This window comes from Pseudomonas saponiphila (assembly GCF_900105185.1).
GTDB lineage: Bacteria > Pseudomonadota > Gammaproteobacteria > Pseudomonadales > Pseudomonadaceae > Aquipseudomonas > Aquipseudomonas saponiphila.
In genome coordinates this window covers 263025-279464 of record NZ_FNTJ01000001.1, presented here as the reverse complement: position 1 = coordinate 279464, position 16440 = coordinate 263025, and the positions used below count along the sequence as shown (strand labels likewise).

The window sequence follows — 16440 nt, the reverse complement described above, 5'->3', positions numbered from 1 at the left end:
GTCCCCTTAAGCCGCATCGCGCTTGGCGTCGTTGCGGTAGGCCGCTACCGCCGCGATCAAGGCCTTGAGAATTTCCGCGCTGTCGCCAATCACCGACAAGTCGGCGCGTTTGATCATGTCGCAGCCCGGGTCAAGGTTGATCGCCACCACCTTGTCGCAGGCACCAATGCCCTGCAGGTGCTGGATCGCCCCGGAAATCCCCACCGCCACATAGACCCGCGCGGTGACCCAGATACCACTGGCCCCCACTTGCCGGTCGCGGGCCATGAAGCCGTCGTCCACCGCCACCCGCGAGGCGCCCTCGGTAGCCCCAAGGGCTGCGGCGGTCTGGTGAAACAGCGGCCAGTCCTTGACCCCGTTGCCCCCGGAAAAGATGAATTCGGCCTCGGCCATGGGAATCGCCGCCGGGTCCACCGCCACCGCGCCCAGGTCCTCGATCCGCGCCAGGCTGCGGGCCACGCTTGTGGATAACTCCACCGGCAAGGCTTCGTGGCGGGTTTCGCTGACCGGCTCGGCGCATTCGGCCGCCGCCAGGATCAGGCGTGGCGTCGGTCGCGCCAGGTCTTGCAGGCCGGCACCGGCGCGACCGATGCACTGCCCGTCCTTGACCTGCCAGACCCGGGTCGCCGGGCGTTCGCCCAGGGCCGCGGCCAGGCGCCGGCCCAATTCGCCGCCACCGGTGCGGCTGTCGGGCAGCAGCCAGTGACGCGGGCTGAACTGGTTATCCACAGCCCGCAGGCCCTGCACCCGTTGTTCCGGTGTATAACCGTCGAACTCGCAGCCGTGCAGCACCAGCAGGCGGTCGACGCCAGCGGTGGCAAAGGCCGATTCCTTGTGCTCGCCAAACACCACCGCCAGCACCGCGCCGTCCTCGCCCGCCAGTTGCCGGGCCAGGCCCAGCAGGTCGCGGTCGTGGCTGCTCAGGCGGCCGCCGACCATGTCCGGCACCACGCTGATGTAGAACGCCGGCTGCGCCACCTGATGCAGCGGCAATTGCACCTCGGCCGCCGCCGTGCGCTTGGCGCTGCCGCCCTGCTGGGCGCCGCTGCGATCGATGCGTTTGAGACCGTTGGGCCCGATGAAACCGACGCCGTGAGGGTTCTTGCGGATCAGGCCGTTGGGCCCCATCCAACTGTGCTGCGCCGGCTGCATGGCGGCATGCAGCGGGTGCAGGCGGTTGCGGGCGATCCACTCGGCGCGGGGATCGCGGCGGATAATCTCGCTCATCAGTGCACCTCCGCAGGTTCGGGTTTCAGCGCAGCCGGGGCTTTGCCCGGGGCGGCGTCTTCGAGCAAGGCATCGGCCACCAGTTCAGCGATGTCCTTGATCATCGGCCGCGGCTCCACCACCCCTTCGAGCATCGCCGTGCACTGTGGACAACCCACGGCCACCAGTTCGGCACCGGTCTCGCGGATGTCCTGCATGCGCATGTCGGGAATCCGTTGCTTGCCCGGAATGTCGGTGATCGGCGCACCGCCGCCACCGCCGCAGCAACGGGAACGGACGCCCGAACGCTGCATTTCCTTGATCTCGATGCCCAGCGCCCGCAGCACGTCGCGCGGCGCTTGGTACTCGCCGTTGTAGCGCCCCAGGTAGCACGGGTCGTGATAAGTCACGCTGCTGCCCTTGTGCTGGCCCAGATTCAGCGCGCCGGCGTCGATCAGTTCAGCCAGGTAGGTGCTGTGGTGCTGCACCAGATAGTTGCCATTGAAGGCGCCGTACTCGTTTTTCAGCACATGGAAGCTGTGCGGGTCGCAGGTGACGATGCGCTTGAAGCGGTACTTGGCCAGGGTCTGGATATTGCGCTTGGCCAGCAGCTGGAAGGTCGCCTCGTCGCCCAGGCGTCGGGCCACGTCGCCGCTGTCGCGCTCTTCCAGGCCGAGCACGGCGAAGTCCACCTTGGCCGCCTTGAGCACCTTGACGAAGGCCCGCAGGGTGCGCTGGTTGCGCATGTCGAAGGCACCGTCGCCGACCCAGAACAGCACGTCGGTGCTCTGCTTTTCGCTGAGCAGGGACAGGTTCAGGTCCGCCGCCCAGTTCATCCGCCCGCCCGGGTTGAAGCCGCCGGGGTTGTCGGTGGCGATGAGATTTTCCAGGACCTCGGCGCCCTTGTTCGGGGTCGCGCCCTTCTCCAGGGTCAGGTGGCGACGCATGTCGACGATGGCATCGACGTGCTCGATCATCATCGGGCACTCCTCGACGCAGGCCCGGCAGGTGGTGCAGGACCACAGGGTCTCGGCGTCCACCAGGCCGTTGACGATCGGCTGATGCGGATGGCCGCCATGTTCGCCAATGGCTTTGCCAGGGTAGGGGCTGCCGGCGAACTGCGCGTCGGTGCCACCGGCCAGGCCGACCACCATGTCTTGAATCAGCTTCTTCGGGTTCAGCGGCTGGCCGGCGGCGAAGGCCGGGCACGCCGCTTCGCACTTGCCGCACTGCACGCAGGCGTCGAAGCCCAGCAGCTGGTTCCAGGTGAAGTCCTTGGGCTTTTCCACGCCCAGGGGCGCGCTCGGGTCTTCCAGGTCCAACGGTTTGAGGCCGGTGGAGCGACCGCCGCCAAAGCGCTCGGCGCGCCGATGCCAGGCCAGATGCAGGGCACCGGCGAAGGCGTGCTTCATCGGCCCGCCCCAGGTCATGCCGAAGAACAATTCGGACACGCCCCACAGCACGCCGACCGCCAGGATCGCCGCCAGCACCCAGCCACCGAAGTGTTCCGGCAGGATCCCGGCCACCGGCAGGGTCACTACAAAGAAACTCACGGAAAACGCCAGCAGGCTTTTCGGCAGGCGCATCCACGGGCCTTTGGACAGCCGCGCCGGCGGGTTGCGCCGGCGTTTGGCGACAAACAGCGCGCCAACGAACATCAACGTGGTGGCCAGCAGCAGGGCGTAGCCGAGGATGCGGCTGTGCAGGCCGAAGCCATGCACCAGGATCGCCAGCACCGCCGCCAGGACAAAGCCGCCGGCGGTGGCCACGTGGGTGTTGGCCATGTATTTGTCCCGGGCCACCACATGGTGCAGATCCACCATGTAGCGCTTGGGCATGGCCAAGAGGCCGCCGATCAGATCGACCTTGGAAGCCCGCCCCTGGCGCCACAGGGCCACGCGCCGCAGCGCGCCGAGGAGCGCAAGGCCGACGGCGGCGAACAACAGAATGGGAAGAAGGGTGTTCAACATGGTGGAGCTCCCAAAGACCTGGGGCCTTGTAGGAGCTGGCTTGCCAGCGATCAGGCAGCACGCGGTATCTCGCCAGTGCCGATCGCCGGCAAGCCGGCTCCTACAGGAAGTGGCTTAGAAATCCTTGCACAGGCGCAGTGCGTCGTAGATCGCGGCATGGGTGTTGCGCTGGGACACGCAGTCGCCGATGCGGAACAACAGGTAGCCCTCCCCCGTCTCGCTCAGGCACGGCTGCGGCTTGATCGCGAACAGTGCCTCGACGTCGATCTGGCCCTTGTTGCGCGAACCTTCCTTGAGCCCGTAGTAGAGCTCCTCGTCGGGACGCACGCCGTTTTCCACCACCACCTGGTCCACCACCCGCTCCTCGCGGGCGCCGGTGTATTCGTTCTCCAGTACCGCCACCAGCTTGTCGCCCTCGCGGTAGACCTTCTCCAGGGTCAGGTCCCCGGTCATGATCACTTCCTTGGGGTACAGGCTGCGGTAGTAGGTGGGGAACGAGGTGCCGCCCACGGCGATGCCCGGCTTGATGTCGTCGGTGACGATCTCCACTTGCGAGCCCTTGTCGGCAATGAAGTCGGTGACCGACATGCCGGTGAACTCGCAGATGGTGTCGTACACCAGCACGTTCTTGCCCGGTGCCACCTTGCCGTCGAGGATGTCCCAGCTGCTGACCACCAGCCCTTCGGCGGCGCCCCAGTGTTCGTTCTGCTCGATGTACGGATGGCCGCCCACGGCCAGCACCACCACGTCGGGGCGCAGGTCGAGGATGGTCGCGGTGTCCGCCGCGGTGCCCAGGCGCAGGTCGACTTTCAGGCGCGCCAGCTCCAGCTGGTACCAACGGGTGATACCGGCGATCTGATCCCGTTGCGGGGCCTTGGAGGCGGTGGTGATCTGCCCGCCAATGGCGTCCTTCTTCTCGAACAGGGTCACGTCGTGGCCACGTTCAGCGGCGACGCGAGCGGCTTCCATACCGGCAGGACCGGCACCGACCACCACCACCTTGCGCCTGATGCCGGTGGTTTTCTCGATGATGTGCGGCACGCCCATGTACTCACGGGACGTGGCGGCGTTCTGGATGCACAGCACGTCCAGGCCCTGGTACTGGCGGTCGATGCAGTAGTTGGCGCCGACGCACTGCTTGATCTGGTCGATCTGGCCCATCTTGATCTTGGCGATCAGGTGCGGGTCGGCCATGTGCGCGCGGGTCATGCCGACCATGTCGACGTAACCGCCTTCGAGAATCCGCGTGGCCTGGTTCGGGTCCTTGATGTTCTGCGCGTGCAGCACCGGGACCTTGACCACTTCCTTGATGCCCGCCGCCAGGTGCAGGAAGGGCTCCGGCGGGAAGCTCATGTTGGGGATCACGTTGGCCAGGGTGTTGTGGGTGTCGCAGCCCGAGCCGACCACGCCGATGAAGTCCAGCATGCCGGTGTCGTCGTAGTACTTGGCGATTTGCTTCATGTCCTCGTGGGACAGGCCGTCCGGGTGGAATTCGTCGCCGCACAGGCGCATGCCGACGCAGAAATCGTCACCGACTTCAGCGCGCACCGCCTTGAGCACTTCCAGGCCGAAACGCATGCGCTTCTCGAAGGTGCCGCCCCATTCGTCGGTGCGTTTGTTGACCCTCGGGCTCCAGAACTGGTCGATCATGTGCTGGTGCACCGCCGACAGTTCGACGCCGTCCAGGCCGCCGGCCTTGGCCCGGCGCGCGGCCTGGGCGTAGTTGCCGATCACCCGCCAGATCTCTTCCGGCTCGATGGTCTTGCAGGTGGCACGGTGCACCGGCTCGCGCACCCCGGACGGCGACATCAGGGTCGGCCAGTTGAAGCCGTCCCAGCGCGAGCGCCGGCCCATGTGGGTAATCTGGATCATGATCTTGGCGCCATGCTTGTGCATGGCGTCGGCGAGGTTCTGGAAGTGCGGGATGATGCGGTCGGTGGACAGGTTCACCGAGCTCCACCATTCCTGGGGACTGTCGATGGCCACTACCGAGGAGCCGCCGCAGATCGCCAGGCCGATGCCGCCCTTGGCCTTTTCTTCGTAGTACTTCACATACCGTTCAGTGGTCATGCCGCCGTCGGTGGCGTAGACCTCGGCGTGCGCGGTGCTCAGCACGCGGTTGCGGATGGTCAGTTTGCCGATCTGGATCGGCTGGAACATCGCTTCGAAAGCCATTTTTCTTAACTCCGCTTACAACGGTTTGACGACGAACAGGCCATCGTCGTGGCCTTCTTCGGAACCACCGTAAACCTGCTCTGCCACGGTGCGGATCTTGCTGCCACGGGCGGCCAGGATCTGGTCCATGGCGCCGGCGAACCAGCCGGTGAACATGTAGTCGACCTTGCGCCCGACCTTGCCGTACACGTAGACGAACGCCGAGTGTTCGAGCTTGACGCTGGCGGTGCCTTTATCCAGGTCGATGTCCTGGATCTTGAACAGCCCCCAGCCGCGCTGGGACAGGCGCTTCATGTAGTGCTCGAACACCGCGACGCCTTCCAGGCCGTGGCATTCGGCTTCCTTTTCGCACCAGTGCCAGGCGGACTTGTAGCCGGCCTTGTAGAGGATCTCGGCGTAGGCTTCAGCCCCCAGCACTTCCTCGATGCCCATGTGGTTGTTGACGAAGAAATGCCGTGGCACGTAGAGCATCGGCAGGGCGTCGGAGGTCCAGACACCGGTTTCGCTGTCGACTTCGATAGGCAATTGCGGGGCGATCTTGGCCATGGAAACGTGACTCCAGAAATTCAGTGAATGCCCCTGCGCGAACGGCAGGGGGGAAATCGGATAAGGGGGCTGGAGAGGTTTACTCGCCCCAGACGTCCTTGAGGACGCTGACCCAGTTCTCGCCCATGATCTTGCGCACCACGCGCTCGCTGTGGCCGCGCTTGAGCAGGGTTTCGGTGAGGTTGGGGAACTCGCCCACAGTGCGGATGCCCAGGGGGTTGATGATCTTGCCGAAGTTGGTCAGGCGCCGGGCGTAGCCCTTGTCGTGGGTCAGGTATTCGAAGAAGTCCTGACCGTGGCCCTGGGTGAAGTCGGTGCCGATGCCGATGGAATCCTCACCGACGATGTTCATGGTGTATTCGATGGCTTCGGCGTAGTCGTCGATGGTGGAATCGATGCCCTTGGCCAGGAACGGCGCGAACATGGTCACGCCGACGAAACCGCCGTGGTCGGCGATGAATTTCAGCTCCGCATCGGACTTGTTGCGCGGGTGTTCCTTGAGCCCGGACGGCAGGCAGTGGGAGTAGCAGACCGGCTTCTTGGATTCGAGGATCACTTCCTCGCTGGTCTTGGAACCGACGTGGGAAAGGTCGCACATCACCCCGACGCGGTTCATCTCGGCGACGATCTCGCGGCCGAACCCGGAGAGCCCGCCGTCGCGCTCGTAGCAGCCGGTGCCCACCAGGTTCTGGGTGTTGTAGCACATCTGCACGATGCCCACGCCCAGCTGCTTGAACACCTCGACGTAGCCGATCTGGTCTTCGAAGGCATGGGCATTCTGGAAGCCGAAGAGGATGCCGGTCTTGCCCACCTCCTTGGCCTTGCGGATGTCCGCGGTGGTACGCACCGGCATCACCAGGTCGCTGTTTTCGCGGATCAGTTTCTGGCTGGAGGCGATGTTGTTGACCGTGGCCTGAAACCCTTCCCAGACCGACACCGTGCAGTTGGCTGCGGTCAGGCCGCCCTTGCGCATGTCCTCGAACAGCTCACGGTTCCACTTGGCAATGATCAGCCCGTCGATAACGATGCTGTCGGCGTGTAATTCGGCTGGGCTCATCAGGCTGTCCCCTTGTTGGCGATTCATGCGCCGAATCGTCTGCCGGCGCTTTGGGGTCAGCATATGCTTGAGGGCCGGGGCGCCTGGGTGCAAAAACGACAGGGGAATTGCCGAAAGCGTCAAGCACCGACAAAGGGCCTGACAGAGGGCATGGGCCACCTCTGTTCTTTGCCGGGGGCTTGCGCCAGAATTCGCCGCTTCAACGAAAGCTTCACTGGATGAGGACAGCGCTGCAATGAAATCGATCTTCCTGGCCTTGGCACTGATAGCGACCGGCGTACAGGCGGCCGAAGAGGCCGACAACACGCCCTGCGACGGCGTGGAAAACGACGTGCAGACCCTGGAATGCGCGACCTACAACCGCACCACCGCCGAACAGCTGCTGAGTGACAACGTGCAGAGCCTGCTGGAGCGCCTGGGCACCTTGTACGGCAACGACAAGACGCAACTGGCCGACATCAGCGCCAAGGTCAAGAACGCCCAGCAGTTGTGGCAGAAACAGCGCGAAGCCGACTGTGCGATGGAATCCTTCCCGGCCAAGCCCGGGACCAAGGCCTACACCATCGCCACCAACGATTGCCTGGCACGGATGAGCGACGAGCGTTCGGAGTTCATCGAGTCCATCGCCCAGGAATGACCCGCCAGCGATAGGAGCGGGTCAGGGGGCCGCGGCGTGATCAAGCGCCGCCGCGAAAGCACGACACGCCCCAGGCGGTGAGCTTGAACGGCAAGTGGTAGTGCTGGCGCGGGTCATCCAGGCCAAAGCGGTACACCAGCACATCGAGGAAGGGCAGCCCAGGCAGCCCCTGGCCTTGCTCGCGATAGAACGCCGCAACGTCCAGTTCCACCTGGTAGATGCCCTGCCCGAAGCTCGCCGCCTGCTGCTCCAGCTCGTTCAGCAAACCGTTGCCTCCAATCCGCCCTTGGCAAAGCAGTTCCCCGCCCAGGCGCAACACCCGCACCGCCATGCCTTCGGCCACCTTGCCGCTGGCGACATCCACCACGTGGATGGACACCCCACCGTTCATTTCCAGAACCCCAGATGGGCCCGGGCCGCTTCGCGTTCCAGCATTGGCCCGAACACCGGGATCTGCCGTTGCCCGCGGGCAAAGACTTCACGACACGGCAGGGAAAAGGTCGGGTTTTCCGGATGATCGCCGGTCAGCTCCAGCAAGGCGTGTTCGGACAGCGCGTAGACCACCCGGCCAATCCCGGTCCAGTAGATGGCCCCGGCGCACATGCAGCAGGGCTCGGCGCTGGTGTACAGGGTGCACTCGGCCAGGTCCTGGGGGCCCAGCAGCCTGGCCGCCTTGGCTGCGGCAGCCAGTTCGGCGTGCTGGGTCGGGTCGCCTTCGGGGGGCATGGAGTTATTGCCGGCACTGGCGACGATCTTGCCGTGACGATCCGCCACCAGGGCGGCGAACGGGTGGCGGCCACGGGCCTTGGCCTCTTCGGCGAGCTGGATGCTCTGGCGCAGCAGTTGCAGGTCCAGCTCGCTGACGCCGGCTGGGATGGGAGAAAGCATCTGGGTCATGGTGACCTCCTTTTCATGGGCAGAGTCCCGCCGAAAAAGACGGGTTGGAAAGCAACTTTCAGTCATTGACCCCAGCGGCGGCCGACAGCACGTCGGCCGCCGGCTCGCGGGGATTGAGCAGCAGATTGAGGACGATGGCGGTGATGGCGCCGAGAAAAATGCCGCTTTCCAACAGCAGCTTGAGGGGCCCCTGGGCCTGGGCGAACAGCGCTGGAAAGGACATCGGCAGCACGCCGACACTGACCGACACCGCGACGACGATCGCGTTGCGAGTGCCTTCGAACCTTACCCGCGACAGCTCCTGGATGCCGGCCACGGTGGTCATGCCGAACATGACGATGGCGCAGCCGCCGAGCACCGGGGTCGGCACCGCGGCCACCAGGGCGCCGAGCTTGGGAAACAGCCCCATGAGCAGCATGATTGCCCCGGCGGCGGCTACCACGAAGCGGCTCTTGACCTTGGAAAGGGCGATCAGCCCGGTGTTCTGGGTAAAGGCGTTGTAGGGAAAGCTGTTGAACAGGCCACCCAGCATGGTTGACAGGCCGTCGGCGCGAAAGGCATCGCCCAGGGTGCGCTGGGTGGTCGGCTTGCCGGTGAGCGTGCCGATGGCCAGGCAGTTGCCGGTGGTCTCGGCCATGATCACCAGCATCGCCAGGGTCATGATCAGGATCGGCATCAGGGAGAACTGCGGGGTGCCGAAAGCCATGGGCGGGCTCAGTTCGAACCAGGCCGCGTCGCCGACCTGGGCGAAGTGGGTCATGCCGAACGCAGCGGCGATCAGGCTGCCCACCAGCAGGCCGATCAGCACGCTGAGGTTGCCGATGAACCCGGAGAACTTGCCGTAGATCACCAACGTCACCGCCACCGTGGCCAGGCCCAGCAGCAGGTTGGCCGGCGCGCCGAAATCCGCCGCCGTCGGGTTGCCGCCCCCCAGCCAGATGGCCGCCGCCGGCATCAGGGAAATGCCGATGATGGTGATCAGGCTGCCGATCACCACCGGCGGAAAGAACCGCAGCAGGCGGCTGAACAGCGGCGCCAGGGTTATCGTGATCAGACCCGCCGCGATCACCGCGCCGAACACTTCGGTCAAGCCGAACTGCTTGCCGATCATGATCATCGGCGCCAGGGCGATGAAGGAGCAGCCCTGGATCACCGGCAGGCGCGCGCCGAACCGCCAGAAGCCCAGGGTCTGGATCAAGGTGGCTATACCCGAGGTCAGCAGGTTGGCGTTGATCAACAAGACCACCTGGGCCGGGGTCAGGCCCAGGGCATTGCCTAGAATCAAGGGCACCGCCACCGCACCGGCGTACATCACCAGCACGTGCTGCAGGCCGAAGGTGAACAACTGGCGAACGGGCAGGACCTCGTCCACTGGGTGAACCCGGGGAGTGTTCATGTCGCAGATCTCCTGTAAGTGCAGCTCTTGTCGTTGTTCTGGCAGGCATCCGGGGGCAATGCCCCGGCAGGATGTACGAACGTCGGCGCCCATGATCTGTGCTTGAATGCGATGCAACAAATGAGCACCCATCGTTTTTAACGATGGATTGCACCAGCCTGTGCTTGGATCGGGAGACGCGATGCGCTTTTCACTGGAACAACTGCAAATGTTCGTCCAAGCCGCGCAAACCGGCTCGTTTTCGGCCGCTGCACGCAAGCTGGGCAAGACCCAGTCAACGGTCAGCGTGGCCATCGCCAACCTGGAAGCGGACCTGGGGGTGGAACTGTTCGACCGCAGCAGCCGCAGCCCGGTACTGACTGCCAGCGGACGCAAAATGCTGCTGCAGGCCGAGGCGGTGCTGGAGCGCTGCCTGACCCTGCAGGCCAGTGCCGACTGTCTGTCCCAGGCGCTGGAGCCGCAACTGACGCTGGTCATCGAAACCCCTTACGGCCCGCTGATGCCGGTCTTGCGCGAGTTCGAACAGGCCTTTCCCTATGTCGACCTGCTGATCCGGCATCCGCTGTCCGGCGATGCCAGCGAACTGGTGGCCCGGGGCGAGGCCATGCTGGGGATCGCCTTCTCCCAGCCCGGCTACCCCCGGGAACTGGAGTTCCAGCAGTTGGGCAAGCTGATCATGTTGCACGTCTGCCATCCGGACCATCCGCTGGCGCGACTCGACAGCGTGACCTTCGACGACCTGCATGGGCACCGGCGCCTGGCCTTCAGCGCCCACGCCGACAAGCTGCCCAGCAGCGAGTACCTGCGCTGCAGCCAACTGTGGCAGGCGGAAAACTACCTGGCGCTGCTGGAGATGGTCCGCGCCGGCCTGGGCTGGGCCACCCTGCCCCGGCAACTGATCCAGCGCGAACTGGCCCAGGGCGAGCTGGTGGAGCTGCAACTGGGCGCCTACCCCCACACCGACTGGCTGGTGGGCGTGGACCTGCTGTGGGCCCGGCAGCGAGCGATGGGCAAGGCCGAACGCTGGCTCAAGGAACGCCTGCTACGGCAGAAGGTGTACGAGGTGGACCGGCGCGGGCAGTCCACGACCTGGTAACCGCAGCACGGGCAACCAAGGGACAAGGTTCTGGGCTTGGCCGGACAGAAAATATAAGCAAGGATTCGCAATCCTTATAAAAGACTTATATAGTCCGCCATGAACGAAATCCTCTGGAGTAGAAAAGCGGTCAAGCAGCTGCTGCGACTGCACCACGAGCATCAGGTCCAGGTTCGCGATGCGATTTCCCTGCTGGCCGACATGCCCGCCAGCGGCAACGTCAAAGCCCTGTCCGGCCACACCTATGCCTATCGCCTGCGGGTTGGCCAGTACCGCGTGCTGTTTGATTGGGACGGGGTTATCCATATCGTTAGTGTTCAAGAGGTCAAAAAACGTGATGAACGCACCTACTGACATCCAGATCATCCACGGCCCGGACGGCAAGCCGGCGTTCGTTGTGATTCCCTACGCGCAGTACATTGCGCAGCAGAATGAGCCTGATCTGATCCCCCATGGCGTGGTCAGCCGCATGGTCGATGGCGCCACGCCGATCCGGGCCTGGCGCGAGCACCTGCACCTGACCCAGGACGAGGTTGCCAAGCGGCTGGGGATCTCTCAGCCGGCCTTCGCCCAACAAGAGAGCGTGGCTCGACCCCGCAAGAGCACCCGGGAAAAAATTGCCGCCGCCTTCGGTATACGCGCCGACCAGCTGGAGCTGTAAGCTGCGCCCCACTCAACGATTGAAAGGGTTACTCATGAGCATCTGCGGTATCGAGATCAAAGGCAGCGAAGCCATCTTCGCCCTCGCCTCCCTGCAAGACGGCACGCCGCAGCACCAGCCGCTGGCCACCAAGAAGATCGCCCTGGAAGACGACGATGAAGCGGGCAACGTCCGGGCCTTCGCCGCCCAGGTCGGCGCTTTTGTCCGCGAACACGGGATCGCCCGCATCGCCATCAAGAAACGCAGCAAGAAAGGCGAGTTTGCCGGCGGCCCCACCACCTTCAAGATCGAAGGCGTGCTGCAACTGCTGGAACACTGCGAAGTGACCCTGCTGTCGCCGCAGACCATCAATGCCCAGCACAAGAAGCACGACTTCGCCCTGCCGGCGAGCCTCAACAAGTACCAGCACGAAGCCTACAAAGCGGCCTGCGCCGCCCTGCTCAAAAAATAATCGTAGAAACCGGCTTGCCGGCGAACGGGCTCGCCAGCGCTACCGAGCCCGAGTCAAACCAGCTCCCGGCCACCCCCCGACTGACGCCGGTCTTCCCGCGGACAATTCACGAAACGCGCGCGGTAGCTGCGGGTGAAGTAGGACGGTGACTCAAAGCCGCAGGCGATGCTCACCTCCAACACGCTCATGTCGGTCTGGCGCAGCAGTTGCCGGGCTTTCTCCAGGCGCAGGCCGAGGTAGAAGTTGCTCGGGGTGTCGTTCAGGTGCAGGCGGAACAGGCGCTCCAGCTGGCGCCGGGTAACCTTGATCGACTCGGCCAAAGCCAGGGTGCTCAGGGGCGGCTCGCTGTGCTGCTCCATCTCGCCGATCACCTGCACCAGCTTCTTGTTGCTGATGCCGTAGCGGCTGGCGACTTCCATGCGCTGGTGATCCTTGCGCGGACGGATGCGCCCGAGCACGAACTGTTCGCTGACCTGGATCGCCAGTTGCGGGCCGTGGGCCTGGGCGATCAGGTCGAGCATCATGTCGATGGACGCGGTGCCACCGGCACAGGTGATACGCCGACGATCGATCTCGAACAACTCCTGGGTCACGCTCAACTGCGGATAGGACTCCTTGAACGCCTCGATGGCCTCCCAGTGCAGGGTCACCCGGTGCCCCTCCAGCAGCCCGGCCTCGGCGAGGATCACGCTGCCGGTATCGATGCCGCCGAGGGTCACGCCCTCCATGTCCAGGCGTCGCAGCCAGTGCTCCAGGGCTGGCGTCAGGCACTTCAACGGCTCGAAGCCAGCCACCACCCATAGGGTCGCCCCCTTCTTCAGCGGCTCCAGGGCCGCGTCAACATTGACCGACATGCCGTTGCTGGCCAGCACCGCGCCGCCTTCGGCGCTGAGCACATGCCAGCGATACAGCTCGCCACGAAAGCGATTGGCCACCCGCAGCGGCTCGATGGCGGAAATGAAACCGATGGCGGAGAACCCCGGCATCAGCAGGAAGTAGAAGTCCTGGGACATGCAACGCACTCCGGTGACGGCCAGCGTGAGCCCTGTGATACGCCAAATGCCCCAGTGCCACAAGGGCCCAGGTCGCTGCAGTGCAAGAGTCGGTCGCCGCTGTGCGTTTGCCATGCGCGGCGCCTGCGTAACTTGAGCTCACCGACGCACCAAGACGCCGGGACCGACAATAACGACCTGCCGAGGGAACCCTCATGAAACGACTGATCAGCCGCTGTGTGCTTGCGCTTAGTGGTAGCGTTTTTCTGATGTCAGGGGCCATGGCCGCCGACGCCCCCAGTTGCCAGAACGTGCGCCTGGGGGTGGTCAACTGGACCGATGTGATCGCCACCAGCGCCATGACCCAGGTCCTGCTCGATGGCCTCGGCTACAAGACCAAGCAGACCAGCGCTTCGCAGCAGATCATCTTCGCCGGCATCCGCGACCAGCGCCTGGACCTGTTCCTCGGCTACTGGAACCCGCTGATGACCCAGACCATCACCCCGTTCGTCGAGGCCAATCAGGTCAAGGTCATGGCCGAGCCCAGCCTCAAGGACGCCCGCGCCACCCTGGCCGTGCCCGCCTACCTGGCGGACAAGGGCCTGAAGACCTTCGCCGACATCGCCAAGTTCCAGAAGGAGCTGGGGGGCAAGATCTACGGCATCGAACCCGGTTCGGGGGCCAACACCCAGATCAAGGAAATGATCGCCAAGAACCAATTCGGCCTGGGCAAGTTCCAGCTGGTGGAGTCCAGTGAGGCCGGCATGCTGTCGGCAGTGGCCCGGGCGGTGAAGCGCAACGAAGCCATCGTGTTCTTCGGCTGGGCGCCGCACCCGATGAACGTCAACTTCAAGATGACCTACCTCAGTGGCAGCCAGGATGCCCTGGGTCCGAACGAAGGCCAGGCCACGGTGTGGACCGTCACCGCGCCGAGCTATGCCGAGCAATGCCCAAACGTGCACCGGCTGCTGACCAACCTGACCTTCAGCGCCGAGGACGAGAGCCGCATGATGCAGCCGCTGCTGGATCACAAGGACGCCCTGGAGTCCGCCCGCCAGTGGCTCAAGGACCACCCGCAGGACCAGCAGCGCTGGCTTGAGGGAGTCACCACCTTCGATGGCAAGCCGGCCGCCGAACACCTGCAACTGACCAGTAAATAAACCAGCAACGCTTGCGCCCCGCAGCCCGCCCCGGGCTGCGCACGGCCACCTCACGCCCCCAGCAAACCCGCCTGTAAGGAACCGCACCATGAACCACGACGTCATCATCACCTGCGCACTCACCGGTGCTGGCGACACGACCGCCAAGAGCCCCCACGTGCCGGTCACCCCGAAACAGATCGCCGCCGCCGCGGTGGAAGCCGCCAAGGCCGGGGCCACCGTGGTCCACTGCCATGTGCGCGACCCGGCAACCGGCAAGTTCAGCCGGGATGTGGCGCTGTACCGCGAAGTCATGGAGCGGATTCGCGAGGCCGACATCGACATCATCGTCAACCTCACCGCCGGCATGGGCGGCGACCTGGAGATCGGCGCCGGCGAACACCCCATGGAGTTCGGCCCCAACACCGATCTGGTGGGGCCCCTGACCCGCCTGGCCCATGTCGAGGAGTTGCTGCCGGAGATCTGCACCCTGGACTGCGGCACCCTCAACTTCGGCGACGGCGACACCATCTACGTCTCCACCCCGGCCCAACTGCGGGCCGGCGCCAAGCGCATCCAGGAGCTGGGGGTGAAGGCCGAGCTGGAGATTTTCGACACCGGCCACCTGTGGTTCGCCAAGCAGATGATCAAGGAAGGGTTGCTGGACGACCCGCTGTTCCAGCTGTGCCTGGGCATTCCCTGGGGCGCCCCGGCGGACACCACCACCATGAAGGCCATGGTCGACAACCTGCCGGCGGACGCGGTCTGGGCCGGTTTCGGCATCGGCCGCATGCAGATGCCCATGGCCGCGCAGGCGGTGCTGCTGGGGGGCAACGTGCGGGTTGGCCTGGAAGACAACCTGTGGCTGGACCGCGGCGTGCTCGCCACCAACGGCCAGCTGGTGGAACGGGCCACGGAGATTCTCAGCCGCCTCGGCGCCCGTGTCCTGACGCCCGCCGAAGGCCGCCAGAAGATGGGCCTGAAACAGCGCGGCTAACCCACACACCCCTCCCCCCTGTAGGAGCGAGCTTGCTCGCGAAGAGGCCGTCACACCCGGCCACTCACCCCCTGGCACGTAGGAGCCGGCTTGCCGGCGAAAGGCCCCGCAAGGCCACTAGAAGCTTCGCTGGCAAGCCAGCTCCTACGGGTTGTTTATCTGGAGTACGCAATGACCTTTATCACCGAGATCAAGACCTTCGCCGCCCTGGGCAGCGGCGTGATCGGCAGCGGCTGGGTAGCCCGCGCCCTGGCCCACGGCCTGGACGTGGTGGCCTGGGACCCGGCCCCAGGCGCTGAAGCAGCGCTGCGCAAGCGGGTCGCCAATGCCTGGGGCGCCCTGGAAAAACAGGGGCTGGCCCCGGGCGCCTCGCCACAGCGCCTGCGCTTTGTCAGCACCATCGAAGAATGCGTGAAAGACGCCGACTTCATTCAGGAAAGCGCTCCGGAGCGCCTGGAACTCAAGCTGGAGCTGCACAGCAAGATCAGCGCTGCGGCCAAGCCCGATGCCCTGATCGGCTCCAGCACCTCGGGCTTGCTGCCCAGCGAATTCTATGAGGGCTCGACCCACCCGGAACGCTGCGTGGTGGGCCACCCGTTCAACCCGGTGTACCTGCTGCCGCTGGTGGAAGTGGTGGGCGGCCAGCGCACCGCACCCGCAGCGATCCAGGCGGCGATCCAGGTCTATGAATCCTTGGGGATGCGCCCCTTGCACGTGCGCAAGGAAGTACCAGGCTTCATCGCCGACCGCCTGCTCGAAGCGCTGTGGCGCGAAGCCCTGCACCTGGTCAACGACGGCGTGGCGACCACCGGGGAGATCGACGATGCGATCCGCTTTGGCGCCGGCCTGCGCTGGTCGTTCATGGGCACCTTCCTCACCTACACCCTGGCCGGGGGCGACGCCGGCATGCGCCATTTCATGGCCCAGTTCGGCCCGGCGCTGCAACTGCCCTGGACCTACCTGCCGGCCCCGGAGCTGACCGACAAACTGATCGACGACGTGGTCGAAGGCACGGCCGAGCAACTGGGCAGCCACAGTATTTCGGCCCTGGAGCGCTATCGTGATGACTGCCTGCTGGCGGTGCTGGAGGCGGTGAAAACCACCAAGGCCAAGCACGGCATGCACTTTCACGACTAACCCCAACCTCCGTAGGAGCTGGCTTGCCAGCGAACAGGCCGCCAAGCCAGGCGCAACCCCGACGGACGCCTTCGCCGGCAAGC

Annotated in this window: 17 protein-coding genes; 8 read left to right on the top strand and 9 right to left on the bottom strand. The window is 65.1% G+C overall.

Going from position 1 to position 16440, the window contains the following annotated elements:
• Nucleotides 1–6 precede the first annotated feature (6 nt).
• The 5 genes from etfA to BLV47_RS01320 form a co-directional block, all read right to left on the bottom strand.
• Entirely contained in the window at nucleotides 7–1227 is a 1221-nt protein-coding gene (gene etfA / locus BLV47_RS01340) for an electron transfer flavoprotein subunit alpha (RefSeq protein WP_092309049.1), read from the bottom strand.
• Nucleotides 1227–3176 (bottom strand): dimethylglycine demethylation protein DgcB, encoded by a 1950-nt coding sequence (gene dgcB, locus BLV47_RS01335; protein ID WP_092309047.1) that lies wholly within the window; start codon nucleotides 3174–3176, stop codon nucleotides 1227–1229. The genes etfA and dgcB overlap by 1 nt, the downstream gene beginning before the upstream one ends.
• A gap of 114 nt (nucleotides 3177–3290) precedes the next feature.
• On the bottom strand, nucleotides 3291–5351 hold the full coding sequence (gene dgcA, locus BLV47_RS01330) for a dimethylglycine demethylation protein DgcA (RefSeq protein ID WP_092309045.1): 2061 nt from the start codon (nucleotides 5349–5351) through the stop codon (nucleotides 3291–3293).
• A 15-nt stretch (nucleotides 5352–5366) separates the two neighbouring features.
• Entirely contained in the window at nucleotides 5367–5897 is a 531-nt protein-coding gene (locus BLV47_RS01325) for a 4-vinyl reductase (protein ID WP_016962810.1), read from the bottom strand.
• Nucleotides 5898–5976: 79 nt separating this feature from the next.
• The gene (locus BLV47_RS01320) at nucleotides 5977–6954 is read right to left on the bottom strand and encodes a dipeptidase (RefSeq protein WP_092317016.1); all 978 of its coding nucleotides are present in this window, start codon (nucleotides 6952–6954) and stop codon (nucleotides 5977–5979) included.
• Between the two features lie 235 nt (nucleotides 6955–7189).
• On the opposite strand from BLV47_RS01320, the gene BLV47_RS01315 reads away from it, so the two are divergent.
• Nucleotides 7190–7591, top strand: coding sequence for a lysozyme inhibitor LprI family protein (locus tag BLV47_RS01315; RefSeq protein ID WP_092309043.1), 402 nt, complete (start codon nucleotides 7190–7192; stop codon nucleotides 7589–7591).
• Nucleotides 7592–7631: 40 nt separating this feature from the next.
• Here the strand turns inward: BLV47_RS01315 and BLV47_RS01310 are convergent, their stop codons facing one another.
• Genes BLV47_RS01310 through BLV47_RS01300 form a run of 3 tightly spaced genes read right to left on the bottom strand, consistent with a single transcriptional unit; the run spans nucleotide 7632 to nucleotide 9884 of the window.
• Nucleotides 7632–7982, bottom strand: a complete 351-nt coding sequence (locus tag BLV47_RS01310) for a hydroxyisourate hydrolase (protein WP_092309041.1) — start codon at nucleotides 7980–7982, stop codon at nucleotides 7632–7634.
• The gene (locus BLV47_RS01305; RefSeq protein ID WP_092309039.1) at nucleotides 7979–8488 is read right to left on the bottom strand and encodes a nucleoside deaminase; all 510 of its coding nucleotides are present in this window, start codon (nucleotides 8486–8488) and stop codon (nucleotides 7979–7981) included. The genes BLV47_RS01310 and BLV47_RS01305 overlap by 4 nt, the downstream gene beginning before the upstream one ends.
• Nucleotides 8489–8546: 58 nt before the next feature.
• On the bottom strand, nucleotides 8547–9884 hold the full coding sequence (locus BLV47_RS01300) for a nucleobase:cation symporter-2 family protein (protein ID WP_092309037.1): 1338 nt from the start codon (nucleotides 9882–9884) through the stop codon (nucleotides 8547–8549).
• Nucleotides 9885–10065: 181 nt separating this feature from the next.
• Here BLV47_RS01300 and BLV47_RS01295 point away from each other — a divergent pair, with 181 nt between their 5' ends.
• The 4 genes from BLV47_RS01295 (at nucleotide 10066) to BLV47_RS01280 (ending at nucleotide 12092) form a co-directional block, all read left to right on the top strand.
• Nucleotides 10066–10980: a LysR family transcriptional regulator gene (locus tag BLV47_RS01295; protein WP_092309035.1), complete on the top strand. Its 915-nt coding sequence runs from the start codon at nucleotides 10066–10068 to the stop codon at nucleotides 10978–10980.
• Nucleotides 10981–11079: 99 nt separating this feature from the next.
• Nucleotides 11080–11334: a type II toxin-antitoxin system RelE family toxin gene (locus BLV47_RS01290; RefSeq protein WP_092309033.1), complete on the top strand. Its 255-nt coding sequence runs from the start codon at nucleotides 11080–11082 to the stop codon at nucleotides 11332–11334.
• Nucleotides 11318–11641 (top strand): helix-turn-helix domain-containing protein, encoded by a 324-nt coding sequence (locus BLV47_RS01285; RefSeq protein ID WP_092309031.1) that lies wholly within the window; start codon nucleotides 11318–11320, stop codon nucleotides 11639–11641. Before BLV47_RS01290 ends, BLV47_RS01285 begins: the two co-directional genes overlap by 17 nt.
• A 34-nt stretch (nucleotides 11642–11675) precedes the next feature.
• The gene (locus tag BLV47_RS01280; protein WP_092309029.1) at nucleotides 11676–12092 is read left to right on the top strand and encodes a DUF3010 family protein; all 417 of its coding nucleotides are present in this window, start codon (nucleotides 11676–11678) and stop codon (nucleotides 12090–12092) included.
• A 53-nt stretch (nucleotides 12093–12145) separates the two neighbouring features.
• On the opposite strand, the gene BLV47_RS01275 is transcribed toward BLV47_RS01280, so the two are convergent.
• Complete coding sequence (locus BLV47_RS01275; RefSeq protein ID WP_092309027.1) at nucleotides 12146–13105, bottom strand: GlxA family transcriptional regulator; 960 nt, start codon at nucleotides 13103–13105, stop codon at nucleotides 12146–12148.
• A 194-nt stretch (nucleotides 13106–13299) separates the two neighbouring features.
• Between BLV47_RS01275 and BLV47_RS01270 the strand changes: the two genes are divergently transcribed.
• From BLV47_RS01270 to BLV47_RS01260, 3 genes are all read left to right on the top strand, one after another.
• Nucleotides 13300–14244, top strand: coding sequence for a choline ABC transporter substrate-binding protein (locus tag BLV47_RS01270; protein ID WP_092309025.1), 945 nt, complete (start codon nucleotides 13300–13302; stop codon nucleotides 14242–14244).
• Nucleotides 14245–14332: 88 nt separating this feature from the next.
• A complete protein-coding gene (gene cdhC, locus BLV47_RS01265) occupies nucleotides 14333–15220 on the top strand; it encodes a 3-dehydrocarnitine:acetyl-CoA trimethylamine transferase CdhC (protein WP_092309023.1) in 888 nt (295 codons plus the stop codon).
• Between the two features lie 171 nt (nucleotides 15221–15391).
• Nucleotides 15392–16357 (top strand): L-carnitine dehydrogenase, encoded by a 966-nt coding sequence (locus BLV47_RS01260; RefSeq protein WP_092309021.1) that lies wholly within the window; start codon nucleotides 15392–15394, stop codon nucleotides 16355–16357.
• The last annotated feature ends 83 nt before the right edge of the window (nucleotides 16358–16440 follow it).